This is a genomic window from Campylobacter anatolicus, assembly GCF_018145655.1.
In the GTDB taxonomy this organism is placed as follows: Bacteria; Campylobacterota; Campylobacteria; order Campylobacterales; family Campylobacteraceae; genus Campylobacter_A; species Campylobacter_A anatolicus.
In genome coordinates this window covers 166,604-187,631 of sequence record NZ_JAGSSY010000002.1, presented here as the reverse complement: position 1 = coordinate 187,631, position 21,028 = coordinate 166,604, and the positions used below count along the sequence as shown (strand labels likewise).

Below are 21,028 nucleotides of genomic sequence, written 5' to 3'. Positions count from 1 at the left end.
GAAAAATCGTCAAATTTTAAAAATACCAAGCCAAATAATGCTATAATCAGCCAAAAAAGGAGCTAAAATGAAACACTCACTGCTAATAATTGGTGATGAAATTCGTATAAATAAAGAGCTTTTAGGATATATTTTTGATAGTTATGAGAGGCATTTTGGTGAGCTTGGTGAGATAAAATTTGGCTATAAAAATAAAGATTTACCATTTTTGATAGAAGATATGATAAACGAGTTTGATATACTTTGTATATTTGCTAAAGATGATTCTTATGCAACGATAGCTAAAATTTTAGCCACGCTTAGTAGCGATACGCTTGAGTTAAAAGAGGGTGAGAATTTTGTGCCAAAAAATGCTTTAAAATTTCAAAATAACAGCTTTTTGATAAAACTTAACCAAACACAGATAAATTTAATAAAGGCAAATCCGACCGAAAAACTAGGCGATCTTTTAAGCGAATATGAGCGTGATTTTAGCTATTTTACGCTTTTTGATATAGATGCTGATAGTGCTAAAATTTTGCTTGATCCGTTGGCAAAAACATATGAGATAAATATAAGTCTAAGTGAGATAATCACAAACTTGGTCTTAATCCGTGCAAAGGCTAATAAATTTGGTCAAATTGAAGGATTTTTGCAAGGCGTTAAGACGCTATTTCCGCAAAAGATGTGTGAAGGTGGCGATATTATTAAATTTATAGCTGAACGACTTATACAAAAAGGACTTAAAATAAGCTTTGCAGAATCTTGCACAGCTGGGCTTGCAGCGGCTAAATTTGCTCGTTTCAGCGGAGTTTCAGGAGCCTTTGATGGTTCGCTAGTAACTTACGCAAATGAGCTAAAGCACGAATGGCTAGGTGTTAGTAATGATGTGCTTGACACTTATGGGGCGGTGAGTGAGCATTGCGTGAGAGCTATGCTAAAGGGAGCATTAAACAACTCAAATGCTGACTTTGCCTTAGCCATCAGTGGCGTGGCAGGCCCAAGTGGTGGCAGTATAGAAAAGCCAGTTGGTACGGTATTTGTAGGAGCTGCAAGTAGCGATGGTAGCATGATAGTTGAACGACTTATGTTAAATGGAGAGCGTAACTACATAAGAGAGCAAAGTGTATTAAGTGCATATTTGTGCCTACTTAGGCTAAAAAGTGAGATATTTTTTGCTTAGTTTAGAGTTTTAAATTTAAAAATGTAAAGAGTTGTTTAAATACTAAATTAAACAACTCTTATAAAGAATAAAGAGCGGATAGCTCCGCCTATCTCTTTAGCTAAAATCTGTCTTTATGTCTTGGCTTATCTCTATTTTGATAGTTTCATTTGAACTTGTAAAGCCTTCATATAGAACATAGCCATTTGTTGCACCACTTTGATCAGCTGACTTGGTCCAGCCTTGACCGCTAATAGTATCATCACTATTACCCTCTATTTTTAGGATAGTGTCTTTGTTATCGATCATATCAAGCACATCGTTCGCATCTAAATTTTCAAGCTTGATGTTATCGCCTAGCTTCATTTTCTCTAAGCTAGTTATATCCTCTCCTAGGTTTGCAATCCTATCAAAGTCTATGCTAGTATCAAGTGTCGCCACCTGATAGTATCCATTGCCAGTTATAGGTGAAACTAGTTGATAGTCAGTGCTTTCATCTATCACGTCACTAGCATCATATACTTTAAGCTCTGTTGTCGCTATTGGCGTCTCAAACTCAACTTTGAAATTTTCACTCGCTATATATGAGTTGCTATCGCTGTAAAAGTCGTATGAGTAGCTACCATCCTTGACCTCAGCTGTACCTACAAGTGTAGATGTGCCGTTGATGACTTGATAGACATTTAGCACAGTGCCATCATCTGCATCTATACCTTCACCTGTGATAGTTGTCTTATACTGTTGTAATATTTGCTTGCTAACTGAGTCATATGCTAAGTGATCTGCACTTACTACTGGTATCTCATCACCTGTTCCAAGTGTCACTGCAGTGGCACCATTTTTTGATACTTTTACGTTTAAACCAGTGTTGCCACCTGCATCGGTATATATAATATCAACTGGGTAAAATCCACTCTTCTCTATAGTTACGCTATACTCTTTCATACCATCACGTTTTGCATTGCCATCATTTATGCTATCGTCGGTAGTATTTGTATTTGGCTTAAATGAAAAGTTACTATACTCGTTTGAAAAGATAGTTAGCCCATCAAGGGTGAATCTAAAGCTACCTTTGGTATCTGCTGTAAATTTATAAGAAGCACCAGCCTCAAGAAATATATAACCATTCATAGTTATCACGCCAACTTTTTCAGTGCCAGTTATAGTGTTTGCACTATCGGTTACGTTGTTTTCTCCAACTAGAGTTTTAAAATCACTTAGTGTTAGTATAGAACCCGTTTTATTTAAATTTAAAGATGATGTCGTAAATGTCGCACTCTCTTTTCCGCCATTTGCTATAAAATCAGCTGCTATACGAGCTGATGTTTGCACATAGTTTGTCGTTATCTCTCCATTAGATGCATATAGGCTTATTTTGCTATCTGTCGTTATCTGATAGTATTTACCACTAAATCCTTTAACATCATCCTGATCAACTTCTGCTGGAGCTGTAGTGCTAACGCTATGAGCGACTTGGGTTTGTATAGCTGTATTTGTATCTGCATCAATAGTCGTTACATTGGCACTATCACCAGCGATAGAGACTGATGTATTGGTAGCAGTATGAATAACCTCTATCTTATCGCTCGAGCTTAGTTTCAAGTCAGTTTCAAGCAATTTTAGTTGATATTTACCATCATCATCTATAGTAGCTTCCCCTAGCTCTTTGCCATTGTATTTTATGATTACCTTCTCACCTGCAGCTAAATTTGTATCTCCGCTTATTACACTGCTATATCCGTTATCCACCTCATCCGTGTCAGTAGCTATATTTTGTATCTTAGAAAATATCATACCACTCTCTTTGGTACCCATTTTAGCATAGTCATTACTATCATACGCATCAGTTGCAGTATCCTTTGTCTTAACATCAAGTTGCAAGCCACTTCTACCATTAGTATTAAAGTGAACCATCTCTATCGGCTTATATCCAGTCTCACCAGTATAAACAAAATTCTTTATATGTATACCATTGCTACTCCAACGATTTACATTATAAATTTGATTACCATCTATCGTCATCTTAAAGCCGTCATCTACATAGACTTTAAATTCATAAGTTTTACCCTTTTGCATATAGACATAACCTTCCATAGTCTCAACTGCTTTTGGTGAGATTAAGCTATTAGTATTTGCTAGTTTTCCATCACTTGTATACTCTATGCTATCTGCATCAGCACCTAAAAACTGCAAATACCCAACGCTCTTGTTGCCCTTTGTGAGTGAGTTTGTTTCTGTTCTTTCCTTGCCACCATAGTTTATGATCGTAGCTGTAAATGTCGCATCTGAAGTAGATGTATGTTCTATATATTCTAAAGCATTTGATAAATTGTCCACACTATGATTTTTAACATAATCACTATCTATCTGATAATATTTTCCATTTAGCCCTATATATTGATCTAATGATTCGCCATCTTGTGATGTCTTGCCATATATCGACACTACATTGACGCTTATGTCTACGCCGATATTTATATCAGTTGATGTCTCGCCGTAATTACCAAATTTATCAGTTGAGCTTACGCTTACTTTATAATCGCCATTTTGTAGCTCGTTAGGAATGTAAGTTATCGTACCATCAGCTGCTATACTATCTTGTGGTACTTCATAAATTTGAACTATCTCTTTGCCGTTTTCATCAAGCTCTGGATTTCCATTTGTATCTAGTCGAGTTATCTTTATAGATACATTTGTACTTCCTTGCTCGACAATAGCTTTTATAGTTGGAGTGCTATCATTTATAGCTCCATTTGCACTATTTGCTTTGCCATTATCGGATTCGACGCTTATAGTTGGTTCATTTGTAGTATCTATATTAAATTTGACCTCTTGTGTTGTCTCATTACCGACTTTATCTGTTGCTGTTATGGTAAATGTATGATCTCCGTCAGCTAAATCAGAACTTGGAGTATATCTAAAATACCCATCTGCATCAGGAAGTATAGTAGTGCCATTTATAGTTACACTAACAACATTTACATCTTCTACCTTAAACTCAAGTGTAGGTGTTGCATCATTTGTATAATACACGCCGTCTGTTAGAACTAAATTTGTATTTGGTATAACATCAGAAGCATCTTTTCCAACATTATCTATTAAATTTAGACTATTTATGGCTGGGTTAACAGTATCAACATCAACAACAAGAGTGCTTTTCTCGCCTCTATTACCAGAAGCATCAATAGCTGTAAATTCAAACGTATGCTTGCCATCGCTTAATGCAGAAGGTGTGTATTCAAAGTATCCGTTGCCAAGGATATTAGCCCTTACAGTAGCAACAAAAACTCCATCTTGATATACTTCAACTGTTCCGCGTTGCTCACCAAATCCTCTAATCGTAGGCGTATTGTCATTTGTATAGCTTATGCCACCTTTATTATAAACTACTGGTTCATCCCAAGCATCATTTTTGCCTAGTATATTGCCATTTTCATCTTCTGGATATACTAGTTTTCCATCTTGTACTCCACCTTTGACATTATCATAAATTCCAACGACATATGGTGCATTTGGAGCGACTGTATCTTTTGCTAAAGCCGTTGCTTCTACTTTTTCAGATGTATTGCCAGCTAGGTCAGTAATAGTCGCACTTAGCTTTTCACCATTTTCGATATATCTTACTGTATTAAATTTATAATTACCATCAGCATCTGTATCGCCCTCTGCAACAATATTGCCTTCCGCATCACTTACAACTATATGCCCAGCTTCACTAGCTTTACCTGATACGATAGAGGTAGTGTTTTCTGATAATTCAACTCTTGTATGATAGACATAATATCCTTCCATATCTGTAAAAAATTCAGGGTGATTTTCCTTATCAGTTTTTGTATCTACTGTTACAGATACATCGCCATTTTCATCGGCTATCGCTCTAGCTGTCTCAAGATATATAGTCTCACCGGTTGTTTTATTTCTGGCGACATATTTTACAACAATCTCCGAACCTGGCTCTGATTTGTAATGATATATCTCAGTCTCATCATTTGACATAGGGACACCAAGTGTTCTGCTCTCATCCCTTATTCCTTGATTTCCTATCATTTCTATAACATTGCCATTCTTGTCCATATTTATACCAGTTACTCTACCTACATAACCTTTTTTGTCATCATATCTCATAACTAACGTTGGCTGAGCGATAGTTTCTATAACTAAAGTTGGAGCCAAAGCAGTGGTATCTATGTTTTGCGAAGTAGTATCAACTGCTCCTGCACCATCTTCGAAATTTGGTGCTTGGGCAAATGTAGCACTTATATCATCTAGACTTCTGCCATCTGCATTTATATTTGAGTAGTGTCCGCCCTCTATAAAGTAGCTCTCATTTAGCTGAGCTGTTCCACCGTTACCGCCAGAACCAGCACCAGCACCACCAGCTGCAGTCTCTTCTAAGTTTGCTAGATCTTGACCTTGAAGTATCGCTTGTTGAAGTGTTGATGCATCAGCTACTGTATTGCCCTCAAAGCTATTTGTATCGACTACACTATCATCTATCTTAACATTATCGTTACCTAGTATTGGTAGCTCTTTACCATTTAATAGCGAGATAACTAAATTTGAGCTAGGTGAACTAGCAACTACACTTTCGCCCAAAGCGATCTCATCGCCTACTTGTAAAATTCTTTGTGTTCCATCAACACTTACTGCTATAGCAGAACCATTTAATTGTTTTACTATACCAACTATATTTGCCATTTTGCAATCCTTAATTTTAATTTTTTTTGCATTATATTGTAATTTTTTTAAAAAGTGTATTGTACTGAAGTACAATAATTTTCGTAATTTTTCAAAAAAAAATAAAAATTTGCAAAGTCTGATAAAATTTGATTTAAGTGTTAAAAAATTGGAGTAAAAAAGAAGTGGCTCCGGATGCTGGGCTCGAACCAGCGACCAAGTGATTAACAGTCACCTACTCTACCACTGAGCTAATCCGGAACAATTAAAAGAAATCGCATTATATATAAAAACTCTACATTTGTCAATAAAATTTAGCTTAAATTGCTTACTTTATAAATTTTTCACCCTATAAAAGCTCACTCCAGCAACTTGCGTCTTATAAATTTTATCATCAGCTAAAAGCTCGGCTAAATTTTGCTTTGAAATTTGTGAGAAGTTATCCGCCACATTTGCTTCACTTTGTGGACGACGCAAGAGCATTTGCAAGATCTCATCTTTACTAAAATCCATCTGTTCGTTTATATTTTTTGTAGTTACCACCACGACTGGTATGCCACTTATCTGGGCTGATAGCTCGTGTAAAACTTTACTACTTACACCCTTTACTGGATATGCTGGTGGGCGATCTATACTACTTATATCTACACGATGCGGAGCTATGCGATTTATAGCTAAATTTAACGCTCTAAACTCATCTAATGTATCGTTAAGCCCAGCCACAACAAGCACTTCAAGCACAAGTTCACCCTTAAATTTACAACGAAACTCTGCCATTTTTGTAACCAGCTCATCTACTAAAATTTCTTTGCTGCCACGATCTATCTTTTTAAATGTCTTTTGCACTGCACTATCAAGGCTAAATTTGACTATATCTATATCCATTAAGGCATCGCACACTTCATCTTTTAGCACGCCTGTACCATTTGAAAGTATTAGCAGTTTTTTATCTCGTTTTATTAAATTTAACTCACTCACAAGCTCTTTTAAATTTGGATAAAGAGTTGGTTCACCATTTGCTGTAAGCGTTATAACCTCAGTGTTTGAGTGAATTTTAAGAGCGTTAGTGACTTCATTGACTATCTGTTTTACACTTGGCGGATTGGGTATTATATTTGTCGGCTTTTGTGCTGTTAGTTCGCAATATATGCAATCAAAGTTGCAAGATTTGCTTAGTGGTGAGAGATCCACCCCTAAAGATATACCAAATCTCCGTGAATTAATAGGTCCAAATACTATGTTTAAAATTTCTTCTTCCTTGCATTATGTAGTTGTCCTTAGCCATCTCATCTACCTCAGATGTTATTGTGTTTGCTTGATTGGCTATCTATACATTTTGTTTAATTAAGCAATCAACTTGTGCTACACTTTGACTACCATATTGATAGCTTAACATTGATGAGCTCATCTTGCTATTTTATGATTGATTGACTTGCCATTGATGACACATACACTATCATAGATGTTTTTATTTATTAAGTTTGATATTATACCAAATTCATCTTTTATTTCATAGCTTAAAAATTTAAATAAAAATTTTAAACTTAATGAGATAGATAAGATCACAAAAATAAATAAAGTCACAATGAATATTAGATTGTTGCTTATTTTATTGAAATAGTTTTTACGCCAGAGTAAGCATCAATATCGACTAAACCAAAAGATATTAAAGATATTGTAGTTAAGTTAGTTTATGGCTTTGCAAATATAAGTCTATTCATATAATGCAGATGATCGCTTTAGTTTTCAAATTTAAAGATAAACGATTCTTCGTCTTTGAGCAATCAAAGTAGTAAAAATTCCAAATGCTACCATAATCAAAACTAAAAAGTACCTCGTTTTTGTAATTTGAGAGTAAAAAGCTAGGAATTTTACTCCTAGCTTTAAAAATTTATAAATTTTCTATCGTTACAGGGCGATCAAATGCACTTATAGGCTCAAGTTTACCCTTAAATTTCTCCACTTGAACTAAGCTTGTATGAGCGGTGTTACTTTGAGATAGTTTTGATGAGCCAATGTCTTTAGTTAAGACATTGATATTGCCATGTTTACAAAGACTCTTTTCACCAAATTTTATAGGGTCATACCACGCACCTTCGCTTATAATGATAACATCATCAAGTGCCATCTCACTCACTAATGCCCCGCATAAAATCTCGCCTCTATCGTTATAAACTCTTACGACATCGCCAGTTTTTATACCACGCTCGGCAGCTGTTTTAGGGCTTATTAGCACTGGCTCACGCTCCCTTATCTCATTATAATTTCGCAAAACTGAGTTATTTAGCTGCGAATGCAATCTAAATTTAGAGTGAGCACCACTAACAGCAATCGGATATTTTTTATTTTTATCGCCTAGCCATTCAAATGGTGGCATCCACGTTGCATGTGGCGGACAGTCATCATAGCCAAAAGAGGCGATAGTCTCTGAGTAAATTTCAAGCTTACCAGATGGCGTTTTAAGTGGATTTTTGCTAGGATCAGCACGAAAATCAGCGTAGTTTGTAAAGTATCGCTTACTCTCATCAACTTTATCAAATTTAACATATCCACGCTCCCAAAACTCATCAAAGCTAGGCATCTGTACGCCCAACCCACGAGCTTTGTTTGCAGCGTCAGCGTAAATTTCTTTTACCCATTCAAGCTCGGTTTTACCCTCACTAAATGCCTCTTCACGCCCCCACTCCTTGCAAAGCAAACGTGCTATCTCAAAGTCACTCTTACTCTCACCTATAGGCGTTACAAGTGGCTTTATGGCAAATAAATACTCACCGCTAGAGTTTGCAAACTCAATGTCTGTTCTCTCACACTCTAACGCCACAGGTAACACTATGTCGCTAAATTTAGCATTTGATGTCCAAAATGGCTCGGTTGTGATGATAGCACTAACCTTTTTTAGTGCTGCCACAGCTCTATTTGTATCTTGATGACGTGTAAAAGTTGAGCCATTTGCATTAAATATCACTCTGATATGTGGGAGTTTATAAATTTTTCCGTTTCTAGCTAGTTCTTTGCCCGGTTCAAGTAGTGCATCAATAAGTCGTGAGTTTGGCATCTCATATCCTTGTGGTTTTGACAAAACCCCATTTGGAGCGATAAATTTATCACTAACTTGTGGACTAAATGCCTTAAGCTTTGGTGCAATGTAGGTCTCATCTGCATTTTTATGCATCTGATCGTTCATCACAAAGCCACCGCCTATCTTGCCAATGTGTCCAAGCATCGCAGATAGTGTTATTAAAGCCCAATAAGCCATCTCGCCGTGATGTTGTCTTTGTATAGCATATCCTGTAACGATGACAGCATTATCTTTTGCCAAGGTATCAGTTAGCTCTTTTAGCTTTGCTTCACTAACGCCACAAATTTTAGTCGCCCAAGCTAGGTTTTTAACCACACCATCAGTTTTACCTAAAAGATACGGCAAAAACTTATCAAAGCCTACGGTGTAGCGGTCAATGAAAGCTTTATCAAATTTACCGCTCTCATAAAGATAATGACACATACCAAGCATCATAGCAGTATCAGAACACGGCACAACACCGATAAAATCAGCATCTAAATATTGCGAAGTTTCATTATTATAAACATCTACACTATAAATTTTAAGCTCTTTTTTCTCCTGTAGCTCTTTCATTTTAGCATAATAATGATAAGAGTTATGCATAGGAACGCCGATTGCGATTTTGTTTGAAACAACTGGATTCGTCCCCCAAAATACGATGGTTTTTGCCTCTTTTAGTATAGCTTCCCACTTAGTTGGATTATGCGTTGGATCTATTGAGCCTGTTACGTGTGGCAGTATCGTCTGAGCCGCTCCATAAGAGTAGCCACCTAGCTCATTTACGTAGCCACCAAGGACATTTAACATACGCTTTGCTGTCCTTTGTCCGTGTCCGACTTTACCTAGACTACCCCACTGATAAACCTGCCCGTAAATCGCTTCTGAGCCGTATTTATCGTGATTTTCTTTTAAAATTTTAGCACTTAGCTGTATAGCTGTATCCCAACTTACACGCACAAACTCTTCACGCCCTCTAAGCTCTGGCTTTGGATTGTTCGGATCAGCTAAAAAGCTCTTGCGTATGTATGGGTATTTCACACGAGTTTCATTTTGAATATGATCGCTTAGTGCGTTATTTAGTACAGTTGGTGCAGCATCTCCTTCAAATGGTTGCGTATCAACTACTCTGCCACCTATAGTTTTAACATAGAACGCACCAAATTTATTCGCACATAAATCCATCTTCTCATCAAAAATGCCCTGCTCTACGCTACTTAATTGTTTGGCCGTTAGGCTAGTCGCACCTAAAGCACCTAGTTTTAAGAAATTTCGTCTTTGCATATTTTACCTTTGTGTCAGTTACGCAAACTTGCGTCTTAGAGCGAAATTGTAGCATAAATTTACTTTTTATGTATAAAATTTGTTTCAAGAAAAGGAAATAACAAATGATAAATTATGAAACTAGAAATTTACTAATAAAGATGATAGATGCGACATCAGATCAAATTTTTATCGCAATCGTGCGAGGTGCCGTCAAAGCGTCTAAATGTGAAAAAGATCAAAAATTCCTAGAACAGATCCGTGCTAAGCTATATCTAGAAAAAGATCCAAAAATAGATATATTAAACGTCTCAAATAATCTTGTAGAGTTATTTGAGAAATACCGAGCAGATAGCGTTAATAAATTTATACAAACATATATAAAAGCCTAAAATTAGGCTTTATACTCTATATTTATCTCAAATTCTTTCAAACGTTTATGGATAGAGCGTAGTTCCGTGATAGTTGTCCAATTGTTTAAAAATACTGAAAATGAGTTGCGAACTTGCGAAAATGCGTTATTTACTTGCATCATAATGCCAAGCGTTATAACACCAGCAAAAATCCCAGGACCCATGATAAGAAGTGGGACTATAACCATAAGCTGAGAGAAAAAATTTAGCCATATATCAAAATATCCGTAGTGTAAAAATAGACGATTGTAGTTAAATTTAAGTCCAGTAAATAGCTCAGTGAGTGTCTCAACTTGAGCGTGATTTTGCTTATCATCTTCACCATAAACTAGCTCTTTTCTAAAAGCAGCTTCAACTTTTTGATTATTATATTCAAGTCCAGGCAACATAATACCTACAAACCAAGATATAATAAGTCCGCCGAGACTAACAACAAGTGCAACCCAGACAAGTGAACCTTGAATATCTTTTAAATACGGCAACACGACTTTATCACTTAACCCCCAAAGTATCGGTAAAAATGCAAATAGCCTCATCATAGCACGAGCTATTTGCAGTCCAAGACTCTCAACTATCTTTGCAAAGCGGTAGATATCTTCTTGGATACGCTGAGAACTACCTTCAATATCTCTTTTAACATTACGCCAATACGCTACATACTCAAACGTCATAGCCTCACGCCACTTAAATGCCCAAATACGCGTAAAATATGCAGTTATAGTGGCTAGGAGCACGTAAGGAAAGGCGATTTTAGCAAATTTATAGATACTACTCCAAAAGTCATCAATGGTATGTTTTTTTACATCGCCAAGCATATCATAAAACTCTTTATACCACTCGTTTATCATAACTGTCATTTGCGTTTGCGTGTAGAGTGAAAACAATAAGAAAAAAAGTCCGGCATAAGCCCATAATGCCCATTTTTTACTTTTAAAAAATGATGAAAACAAAATCAGCTCCTTAAAAAAAGAATAGCTCGAAATTGTATCTTAAAAATATAAATTTTTTATAAAATATAAATTTAATCATAATTAATATCAATAAATTTAAAATTTTATGATAATATCTCACAATAAAATTCAAAATAATATTTTAATAGGAGAAATCTATGAGCTATAAAAAGCAAAATGAAAAATGTAGCAATAAAATTTTATTCTTAATCGCTACTTTACTTTATGTAATGCATCTAAGTGCTACTGATACAACGCAATATGAGCTAGAAGAGATAAACGTCGATGCCAATACAACAAAATTATCTAATGATGGAGTTTTAACAAAAACCGATAGTTTTGGTGGCAAAAATATAATTACTCGTGAGCTTATAGACGCCACTCCTGCTAGAAATGGCGACATAACAAGCCTACTTCGTGGCAATCCAAGTGTAAAGTTTTCAAATTCAAATAAACGCTCAACAACTATGGGCGAGATAGATCCAGCTGATATAAGCATAAATGGAGCACAATATTATCAAAATAACTTTATGATAGATGGTATGAATATAAACAACGATCTTGACCCAAGTGGCAACAAAGGATATTCTCACAGAAATGCAAATAATATCTGGAATCCTATCAGCTCAGCATCTCAAGGTATGTCTATAGATAGTGACTTTGTAGAGAGTATAGATGTATATGATAGTGATATAAGTGCTAAATATGGTAGCTTTACAGGTGGCGTGGTAGATGCTAAAACTCGCAATCCACGAGCAGGATTTCACGGTAAAATTTCTATGTCGCACACAAGAGATAGCTGGACGAAATATCATATAAACAACGAAGAGTCCACAAACGGCAACACAGCTGATGATTTTAAAAACTCTGCAGATGCATCAAATCAACCATATTTTAAAAAATATACAACACGTTTAAATTTAGAAGGATTTTTGACCGATGACTTGGGATTTTTGTTTGGATACACAAATACTCGCTCAACAATACCACTTAAAACTTATGCGTCCACTTCAACAAATGGTAATTATGTTAATCAAATATCAAAGCAAAGACGAAACATTGATAATTATTTTTTAAAGACCCTTTGGTATGCCACAGATCGTCTTACTATAACCCCAAGTATAACCTATGCACCACAAACTGCAAAGGTGTATCGTAAACTTGCAAAAGACTCATTTATGGATCAAACATCTGGTGGTTTAACATTAAATTTAAAGACCGATTATGATCTTGATTTTATGAAGATAAATCAACAAATAAGCTACTCAAAACTAGAAACATCAAGAGATTCGGCAAATCAATACTCAAATTCTTGGAAATATTCAGACGCTAAAGATTGGGGCGTACCCACAGGTAACTCTTTTGAGGGAGCCTTTGGCGATATAAATCAAGAACAAAAGACAATAAATTATAATCTAGATCTAGAATTTAATGAATTTGAAGCACTCTGGGCTAAGCATAAATTTATAACAGGCTTTGAGATAAAAAGGCAAGATGTTTTTTATGAGATACCAAAGGAATTTACAGCTGCTGGCCAACCACGCTCACTTAATGGTAACAACTGCGAGGCTGGTGATCCATATTGCTCAAAAGATAGCTCATTTGGTGGCAATGGACAATATCTTGCATATCTACAAGTATATGGTCCAGGAAAAGTATGGTTAAAAACAACTTCTTGGGCTTATTATCTAGAAGATAAAATTAATATAGGAAATTTAACTATAAGACCGGGTGTTAGGATAAGTGGTGATGATTATATGGACAAAAAGACAATTGCACCAAGATTTAGCACCAGTTATGATATATTTGGAGATGATAGTACTATTATTGCCTTTGGACGAAATAGATATTATGGTAGAAATATGTTCTCTTATGTATTAACCGACGGTAGGCTTAGCTTAGTAAAATACTACCGCAGAACCCAACCAACAATATCATCTTGGAATCAAGAGGGAAGTGGCGTAAATGATACATATTTTCGTCAGCTTGATATACCTTATGATGATGAAACCTCATATAGTATAACTCAACAATTTGCAGATTTTACGCTCGGCGTAAAATATATAGATAGAAAAGCTAGAGATATAGTAACTCGCTCACGTGCAAATGCCGTTGGCGTTACTTGCGATACGACAAATGGCTACTCAAGGGCGTGCTATACATACTCTAATAACGGTTGGAGAGATACAAAAACTTGGAATGTAACTCTTAAAAATACAAAGTCACTTAAAATTTATAATACAGATCATAATATTGAAATAGCTTATAGCAATCTTAAACAAAAGCGAAATGCAAGCGTTTATAGCTCATCTATCGACGAAGATATAATAAACAATAACAAAATAGTATATTATGATGGAAAGTTAATAAACTACAACGAACTTCCAGTAAATGACTTTGCAGATCCTTGGGTGCTAACAGCAACAACAGTCTCGCATATACCACAAGCAAATTTAACAATATCAAATTTTTTAAACTACAGAGGTAGCACAGATGCCACAGCAAGAACTGGCACACAAAGAATAAATGGCAATTCGTATGATAAATACGAAAAGGTAAAACTAGGCAAAAGATACACTTGGGATATGCGAATAAACTATACACACAAACTTCCAAAGGATATAACGGCTTTTATAAATTTAGATATTACAAATATATTAGATAGAGTCAATAAGGCACAAACTGCTACAACAACTTCAACAGCAGTTGCATACGAAGCTGGTCGTCAGTTTTGGCTTGAAGCTGGACTTAAATGGTAAATTTTGCAAAAAGATATAACAATGCGATATCGTTCTCGTTATCGCTTGCTTTGCACTCGGTATTTTTTGGATTTGGATTATATGCTACAAAAAACAATATACTTATGGCAGATAGGCACGAAACTACAAAAGTTATGTCTATAAAACTGTCTCAAATCTCAAATAACAATAGTCAAGACGAGCTTCAAGCCTCACAAAAACAGGCAGAACAAAGTATCTTAGCCCAAGCCGTCCAAGAGGTAAAACCACCAAATTATGAACCAGAACCCATCATAGAAGATATCAAAGAAATAAAAGAGGTCATAAAGACACAAGATAAGATAGTTAAAGATGTAGTTAAAAAGCCGATTTTAAAAAAGCCAAAGCCAAAAAAGCAGCTTGAAATTGTTAAAAAAACGTGTAAAGATCACAATGAGCCATCAAGAAAAGCTAGCACTCCAGCCAGTCAAAGCGTGGCAAATAACGAAACCGTAAACGACGGAGGCTCAAAGCAGTCAGGGGTCTTAGACGCAAATAAACAAGCTACCGCTAAAACGATACTTGGTGAAGTTCAAGCTGCAATCTTAAAACACAAAACATATCCAAAACGTGCAAAAGATGGCGACATGAAAGGTAAAATTTTTGCTAGGTTTAAGCTAAAAGGATACTGCGAATTTGAAATTTTAGAGATAACAAAAGGGAGTGGGTATGCATTTTTAGACAGACATACGCTAAATATCATAACAAACGCATGTAAGGACTTCCCATTTGAGGCTATCGGCATGGATATAATGCTACCTATAAATTTTAACCTATATAAACATTAGGAGAGTTAATGAATATAATCGAGTGCCGTAATCTAACGCACTTTTATGGCAATAAAAAAATATATGAAAATTTAAATTTTAACGTCGAGCGTGGCAAAGTCGTCGGATTGCTCGGTAAAAACGGTGTTGGTAAAAGTACGACGATAAATATCCTTATGGGATTTTTACGCCCACAAAGTGGTAGCTGTAAAATTTATGGACAACACGCCGATGAGCTGACACCACAAATGAAAGCCAAAATCGGACTTTTATACGAAGGACACGTATGCTACGACTATCTTAGTATAGCTCAAATCGAACGCCTTTATGCTACACACTACGGTAATAGATGGAAAAAGGACCTTTACTACGAGCTGATCGCCAAAATGGGCGTAAGCGAAAAACAAAAAATTCACACTCTATCGTGCGGACAACGCTCTCAGGTGGTTTTAGGGCTTATATTTGCCCAAGATCCAGAGCTACTTATACTTGATGATTACTCTATGGGACTTGACACTGGATATAGACGGCTTTTTGTCGAGTATCTAAGCGAATTTATAAAAGATGGCAAAAAAACGGTTTTAATGACAACACATATCGTAAGCGATCTACATCATCTCATCGATGACATCATTGTTTTAAGGCGTGAGAAGGAGCCATATTGTGCTACTTTGAGCGATTTTAGAGATAAATTTAAAGGCTACTCACTTGAAAAAAGCGTAGATCTAAGCCAAATTTCAAATATACAAAATGTTCTAAGCTTAAAAAATGAAAATCAAATTTTTGGCTTTTTTGATGAGCCTATAAGCGGAGCAAAAGAGCTTAATCTTGACTTTGAAGAGGCCTTTTTAGGGCTTGTGGGGAGATATTGATGAGACATATTTTATTAAAAGAATTTTATAAATTTAACCTTGCATTTTGGCTATTTGTCGCAATGATCGCATTTTGCTGTGCGTGGGTGTATTTTGAAATTGTCGGTGGTTTTAACAAATTTGGCACGATGATGTATTCGCTTCAAGTGATTTATAATAAACAATTTACCTACAACCATTTAGATGAGCTAAATTTAGCATTTGGCGTTATAATTGGGATTATGTCTATGTTTTTTGAAAGACAAAATGGACGCATAAGAGTGCAATTGGCATTTCCGCATAGCTACACTAAAAATATGCTGACAATCACACTCGTGCCACTTATATTTTTGCTCGTCATATTCGCAACCGAGATTGCCGTGATATTTTGCATATTTTCTAAATTTTTCCAGCCAGAGTTAAGAGACGCACTCATCAGCACTCTTATATACTCGTGTATCTTTAGCACTGCACTCTTTTTGTTATCTCAAAGTGTAATGATAGAACCGAGCTTAAAACGTATCATCGCAAGTATCGCAAGTGGCGTCGCGATATTGTTTTTGTATTTTAAGATAAATCCTGACGTAGGACACTCCAGCCTTTATTATCTTAACTCAAATTTATGGATATACGCTCTTATATGTTGGGTATTTTGTCTGTCGTTACTTGTGCTTTCTTTGCAAAATTATAAAAAAGGCTATATAAAATGAGAATCTTAAATTTCATCATAATGGGCATTTTTGCTCTGATTTTAAGCTATTTTTTGCCTGTTTTTATAAATTTATTTATGCCACTTAACTATAGCTTCGAACGCGTAAGATACTCACCTGTTATAGATGAGTTTATATACTCAAATACAAATCGTAAAGACAATACAAAAAGCTTTAAGATCATCGGCGGTAATGAGATTAGTGAAGATAAATTTTTAGAGCTTCAGCCATTTACAAATTACTATGTTTTGATACAAAAGGGTAAATTTCCACAAAAATTTAAGATGTATGAGAATAATACTTCTTTAATCGTAAAAAATTCGCAATTTTTAAATTTAAAATACGCTTCAAACAAAGCAAAATACCCTGACCTTTACGTATTAATCGAGCCTGATGAGCTTTATGGCAGACTCAAATACGCACCATTTTTGATACGATTGGGCAGTAAAAATGGCTTTGACGTGATTAACACAGATATAAATAAAATAGATAAAAACTTAAGCGAAAATTTAAACAAAGCATTTTTAGATGAGGGCTTTAAACTACCAGCGAAGGCATTTTTCTCTAACCCAAGCTTGATGAAAGAATTTGATGAAGGTGCATTTGTAGTCGATAGCACAAACACGATATTTCACCTTAAATTTAACGATAATAAATTTTGGATAAAAAATACAAATATCACAAAGCCAAACATCATAAAGATGGTCATAAGCGAAAACAAAAGGCGTGAGTTTTATGCTCTTGTAATAACGAGCAACGAGATAGGACTACTTAGTTATGACTATAAATTTATAAATCTTCCAAATGACGAATATGAGCCATTTAAAGCCAATTTAAACTTAGCCATTTCTCCTGTGGATAAAGTTTTAAGCTTTACAACAAAAGAGCAGATAAAAACTTATGTTATGGATTTAGATTACAACGTGATAAAACAAAACACAACACAGCTTACGCCACCTACGAGCTCTCGTGAGCTAAAAGCTTATGTATTGCCATTTGAGCTTAGTATCGTCCAAGATGACTATGCTTATGAATTTAAATTTATAAATTTTAGTGCAAAAAGTGTTTTCATATCGGTTTTATTAGCATTTGGGTTTTTTGCTTATAATTTGGCTTTTAAAAAGCGTAAAGCCTTTGCGGATAGTGTTTTTATAGCGATTTTTGGAATATATGGCCTTATCGCAGAAATATTTTATGGTATAAAAAAGGAATATAAATGAGAAAATTTTTACTAATTATCTTTACAACTATTAGTCTGTTTGCTAAATTAAATGATGATCCTAGTATCTTGCAGGGCACACTTGAAAATGGACTAAAATACTACGTCAAACAAAATGCCCTTCCGTCAAAGACGGCGTATTTTTATCTAGTGGTAAACTCAGGCTCGACCGACGAAGAGCTAAATGAACGTGGTTTGGCTCATTTTGTCGAGCATATGGCATTTAACGGTAGTCGCGACTTTAACAAAAATGAGCTTATAAAAACGCTTGAAGCATTGGGTGTTAGATTTGGAGCAGATCTAAACGCCCAAACCGGCTATGATCGTACATCTTATAATCTCACAATCGCTGTAAATGATGAAAATTTAAACGACGTTTTTAAAGTTTTTAACAACTGGATGGATGGCGTAAAATTTAGTCCAGATGAGCTAGAAAAAGAGCGTGGCGTTATCATCGAAGAGGCTCGTCAGCGAAATACTCCTGGATATAGGCTATATAAGAAACAAACAAAGCAGCTTTTTGACGGTAGCATCTATCTAGACAAAGCACCCATTGGCGATATGAACGTTGTGCTAAACGTCAGTGCAGATGAGATAAAGGCGTTTTATCACAGACTTTATCAGCCACGATTTATGAGCTTTGTAGCAGTAGGTGACTTTGACACACAAAAAATCGTGAAACTTATAAAACAAAATTTAAGTAGTGCTAAAAATACAAACTCCTACGAACACCCAAGCAAAAATATTCCATTTAAAAATGGATTAAGTATCTATAACTACGATACAAACGAAACTGGCACAAACACTATAAGGATAAGCTATTTTGATAGATATGAGCCACGCACAAATGAAAAAACTGCTCGTAAAAATTTAATAAATTCCTATATATCGAGTCTGCTTTCAGCACTTTATGAACGTAAAAGTAACGAAGAAAACTCGCTATTTAACGTCAGCTTCTCACGCCCAAATCTACAAAACCAACAAACTATGTATAGCTTTGACACAAACGTTATAAAGGGCGATTTTAACGCTACTTTAAGCGATATGCTAAGCGTTATAAATGGTGTTAGTAAATACGGCTTTACTGAAAGCGAATTTAAAGATGTTAAAAAATCTTTTATAAACTCTACAAACACGCGATTTGAACAGAGTAAAACCAAAAAATCAGATACTTACGCTAAAGAGATCGTCAGCGGCATCGAAAGTGGCAATACAATACTTAGCAATGAAGACGCAAAAGATCTAAATTTAAAGCTACTTGATGAGATAAGTTTAGAAGAGGTAAACACTGAATTTAAGCGAATTTTGGCACTTAATGATATGCGTGTGAGTGTTTTTAGCACTAGTGGATATAAGTTAGATATGGATAAATTTAGAGCATTTAAAAACAATGCTACCGCATATAACGGACACACAAAGCCAAAGGTTATCGCAGCTTCGCTCATAGATGATAACATAAAGCCAAAAAGTATCGTCAGCACAGAATTTGACGCAAAACATCAAATTTATACTTATATCTTAGAAAATGGTGCAAAAGTCATATTAAAAGATCTAAAAACTCGTAAAAATTATATAAATTTTGCTGCTATAAGCAAAGGTGGAATTTCAAATCTAGCTCACCCAAAAGATGGTGGATTTGCCACACAGGTATCAAACCAAAGTGGTGCAGGAGAGTTTAACAACTATGAGATCGCCAAAATTTTAAACGGTAAACACATAAGCTATCAAAAGAACATAGATACACTCTCGCAAGGGTATTATGGTAGCTCAAATACAGCCGATCTAAAATATCTTTTTCAAGCGATAAATTTAGAGTTTAACTCGCCTAGACTTGATGAAAAGGTGCTAAAATTAGTCCAGACTAGAAGCCTTGATAATCTTGCAAAAAATGAAAAATTGCCTGATTATAAATTCAGTACCGAGTTTGTGAAGTTTTATTATAATAACAATGAACGCACAAGACCACTTGAAAAAAGCGATATAACTGAGCTAAACATAGATGAGCTTAAACATATCGTAAATAATAAATTTACAAATGCCGCATCGTATATTTTTGTGCTGGTTGGTGATCTTGATATGCATATTATCGAACCACTTTTGCAAAAATATATAGCCACTTTACCGAGTAAAAAAGAGCTTGAAAATTTCGTAGATGACGGAGTGCGAAGTATCCGCGGACAACATACTTTTAAACGCGACTATCAAACATCACAAAAGAGCGAAGTAAATATAAATTTGATAAATGAAAATGCTAAATATTCACGTCAAAATGCTATAAAAGCACAAGCATTAGGTGCCGTTTTGCGTATGGCATTGCGTGAGAAAGTGCGTGAAGATAATGGCGAAACATATGGATTTTCACTCGGCATAAACATAAGTAAATACCCATATGAACACTCCACTCTTAATATTGGCTTTACTTGCTCGCCAAAAAATGTAGATAAAATTTTAGGTGAAGTTTGGGCGATATTTGACGATATTAAAGCAAATGGTGCGATAAATAAGCAGCACTTGCAAAATTATAAAAAATCAGCCCTACTAAGCATAAATAAAAACTATGATCAGCCAGACTTTTGGCAGAGAAATATCATAAATCACGAGTTATACAACTATGAGCTTTTTGATCTTGATGAGTATAAAGATATGATAAATTCGCTCAGTAATGATGATATAACAGTGGCTGCAAAAATTTATCTTGATAGAAGCAATCAAATAGTAAGCATAAACAATCCAAATGATAAAAAATAGCTTAAAGACAAGGGTAACTTTGTCTTTAAGCTATTGAAAATTTTAAATTTACAAAGGATGTCAGACAATGCTTTCTATCTACACTTTAGATACACTGATGTTTAAGTCAATGCCATAAAATCTACTTAAGCTATCACTTTTATTATCTCATCTACACTATCAATTGCCGCCTCACCGCCGTCTTTTACTAAAGCCACAAGACTATCAAGAAGTATCGCAAAGTCCCGATTGTGCGTAGTTGACACCATGATAGCCACTATTAAAAGCTGTTTTGCATATATCTGAGCCACTCATTTTCGTTATAAATTTATTCTCAAGCTAACTAATGCCAAGCATTTGTATATATTTTTGAACGATCTTTATATCCTCTTGACTTGCTTTTTCAAATACACCAAGGTGTGTGGTACGAGTAAAAATAATGTGTTTAAAGCGGTCTGTTTATGTTTGAAATTTT

General features: G+C 35.2%; 13 protein-coding genes and 1 tRNA gene. 8 read left to right on the top strand and 6 right to left on the bottom strand.

The features are described from left to right. Positions 1–67: 67 nt before the first annotated feature. Complete coding sequence (locus KDE13_RS04040) at positions 68–1,162, top strand: CinA family protein (RefSeq protein WP_212142916.1); 1,095 nt, start codon at positions 68–70, stop codon at positions 1,160–1,162. Between the two features lie 96 nt (positions 1,163–1,258). Here KDE13_RS04040 and KDE13_RS04035 read toward each other — a convergent pair whose 3' ends face one another. From KDE13_RS04035 to KDE13_RS04020, 4 genes are all read right to left on the bottom strand, one after another. Beyond that, positions 1,259–5,839, bottom strand: a complete 4,581-nt coding sequence (locus tag KDE13_RS04035; protein WP_212142915.1) for a retention module-containing protein — start codon at positions 5,837–5,839, stop codon at positions 1,259–1,261. 165 nt (positions 5,840–6,004) lie between these two features. Then, positions 6,005–6,079: transfer RNA gene (locus tag KDE13_RS04030), tRNA-Asn, on the bottom strand. 72 nt (positions 6,080–6,151) lie between these two features. Continuing rightward, positions 6,152–7,057: a radical SAM protein gene (locus KDE13_RS04025; protein ID WP_212143048.1), complete on the bottom strand. Its 906-nt coding sequence runs from the start codon at positions 7,055–7,057 to the stop codon at positions 6,152–6,154. 652 nt (positions 7,058–7,709) lie between these two features. Next, complete coding sequence (locus KDE13_RS04020) at positions 7,710–10,160, bottom strand: molybdopterin-dependent oxidoreductase (protein ID WP_212142914.1); 2,451 nt, start codon at positions 10,158–10,160, stop codon at positions 7,710–7,712. Between the two features lie 104 nt (positions 10,161–10,264). Between KDE13_RS04020 and KDE13_RS04015 the strand changes: the two genes are divergently transcribed. Then, complete coding sequence (locus tag KDE13_RS04015) at positions 10,265–10,531, top strand: hypothetical protein (protein WP_212140707.1); 267 nt, start codon at positions 10,265–10,267, stop codon at positions 10,529–10,531. Between the two features lie 2 nt (positions 10,532–10,533). Here KDE13_RS04015 and KDE13_RS04010 read toward each other — a convergent pair whose 3' ends face one another. Continuing rightward, positions 10,534–11,502: a putative transporter gene (locus KDE13_RS04010; RefSeq protein WP_212140706.1), complete on the bottom strand. Its 969-nt coding sequence runs from the start codon at positions 11,500–11,502 to the stop codon at positions 10,534–10,536. A 158-nt stretch (positions 11,503–11,660) separates the two neighbouring features. Between KDE13_RS04010 and KDE13_RS04005 the strand changes: the two genes are divergently transcribed. From KDE13_RS04005 to KDE13_RS03980, 6 genes are read left to right on the top strand one after another with little or no spacing between them, the layout of a single operon-like run. Then, on the top strand, positions 11,661–14,261 hold the full coding sequence (locus KDE13_RS04005; RefSeq protein WP_212142913.1) for a TonB-dependent receptor plug domain-containing protein: 2,601 nt from the start codon (positions 11,661–11,663) through the stop codon (positions 14,259–14,261). Next, positions 14,255–15,067, top strand: a complete 813-nt coding sequence (locus tag KDE13_RS04000; RefSeq protein ID WP_212142912.1) for an energy transducer TonB — start codon at positions 14,255–14,257, stop codon at positions 15,065–15,067. The genes KDE13_RS04005 and KDE13_RS04000 overlap by 7 nt, the downstream gene beginning before the upstream one ends. 8 nt (positions 15,068–15,075) lie before the next feature. Further along, a complete protein-coding gene (locus KDE13_RS03995) occupies positions 15,076–15,918 on the top strand; it encodes an ABC transporter ATP-binding protein (RefSeq protein WP_212140703.1) in 843 nt (280 codons plus the stop codon). After that, the gene (locus tag KDE13_RS03990) at positions 15,918–16,607 is read left to right on the top strand and encodes a hypothetical protein (protein ID WP_212142911.1); all 690 of its coding nucleotides are present in this window, start codon (positions 15,918–15,920) and stop codon (positions 16,605–16,607) included. The genes KDE13_RS03995 and KDE13_RS03990 overlap by 1 nt, the downstream gene beginning before the upstream one ends. After that, positions 16,604–17,827, top strand: a complete 1,224-nt coding sequence (locus tag KDE13_RS03985; RefSeq protein WP_212142910.1) for a DUF4857 domain-containing protein — start codon at positions 16,604–16,606, stop codon at positions 17,825–17,827. Before KDE13_RS03990 ends, KDE13_RS03985 begins: the two co-directional genes overlap by 4 nt. After that, positions 17,824–20,574: a M16 family metallopeptidase gene (locus KDE13_RS03980; protein ID WP_212142909.1), complete on the top strand. Its 2,751-nt coding sequence runs from the start codon at positions 17,824–17,826 to the stop codon at positions 20,572–20,574. Before KDE13_RS03985 ends, KDE13_RS03980 begins: the two co-directional genes overlap by 4 nt. A 125-nt stretch (positions 20,575–20,699) precedes the next feature. On the opposite strand, the gene KDE13_RS03975 is transcribed toward KDE13_RS03980, so the two are convergent. Next, on the bottom strand, positions 20,700–20,864 hold the full coding sequence (locus KDE13_RS03975) for a hypothetical protein (RefSeq protein ID WP_212140699.1): 165 nt from the start codon (positions 20,862–20,864) through the stop codon (positions 20,700–20,702). Between the last annotated feature and the right edge of the window lie 164 nt (positions 20,865–21,028).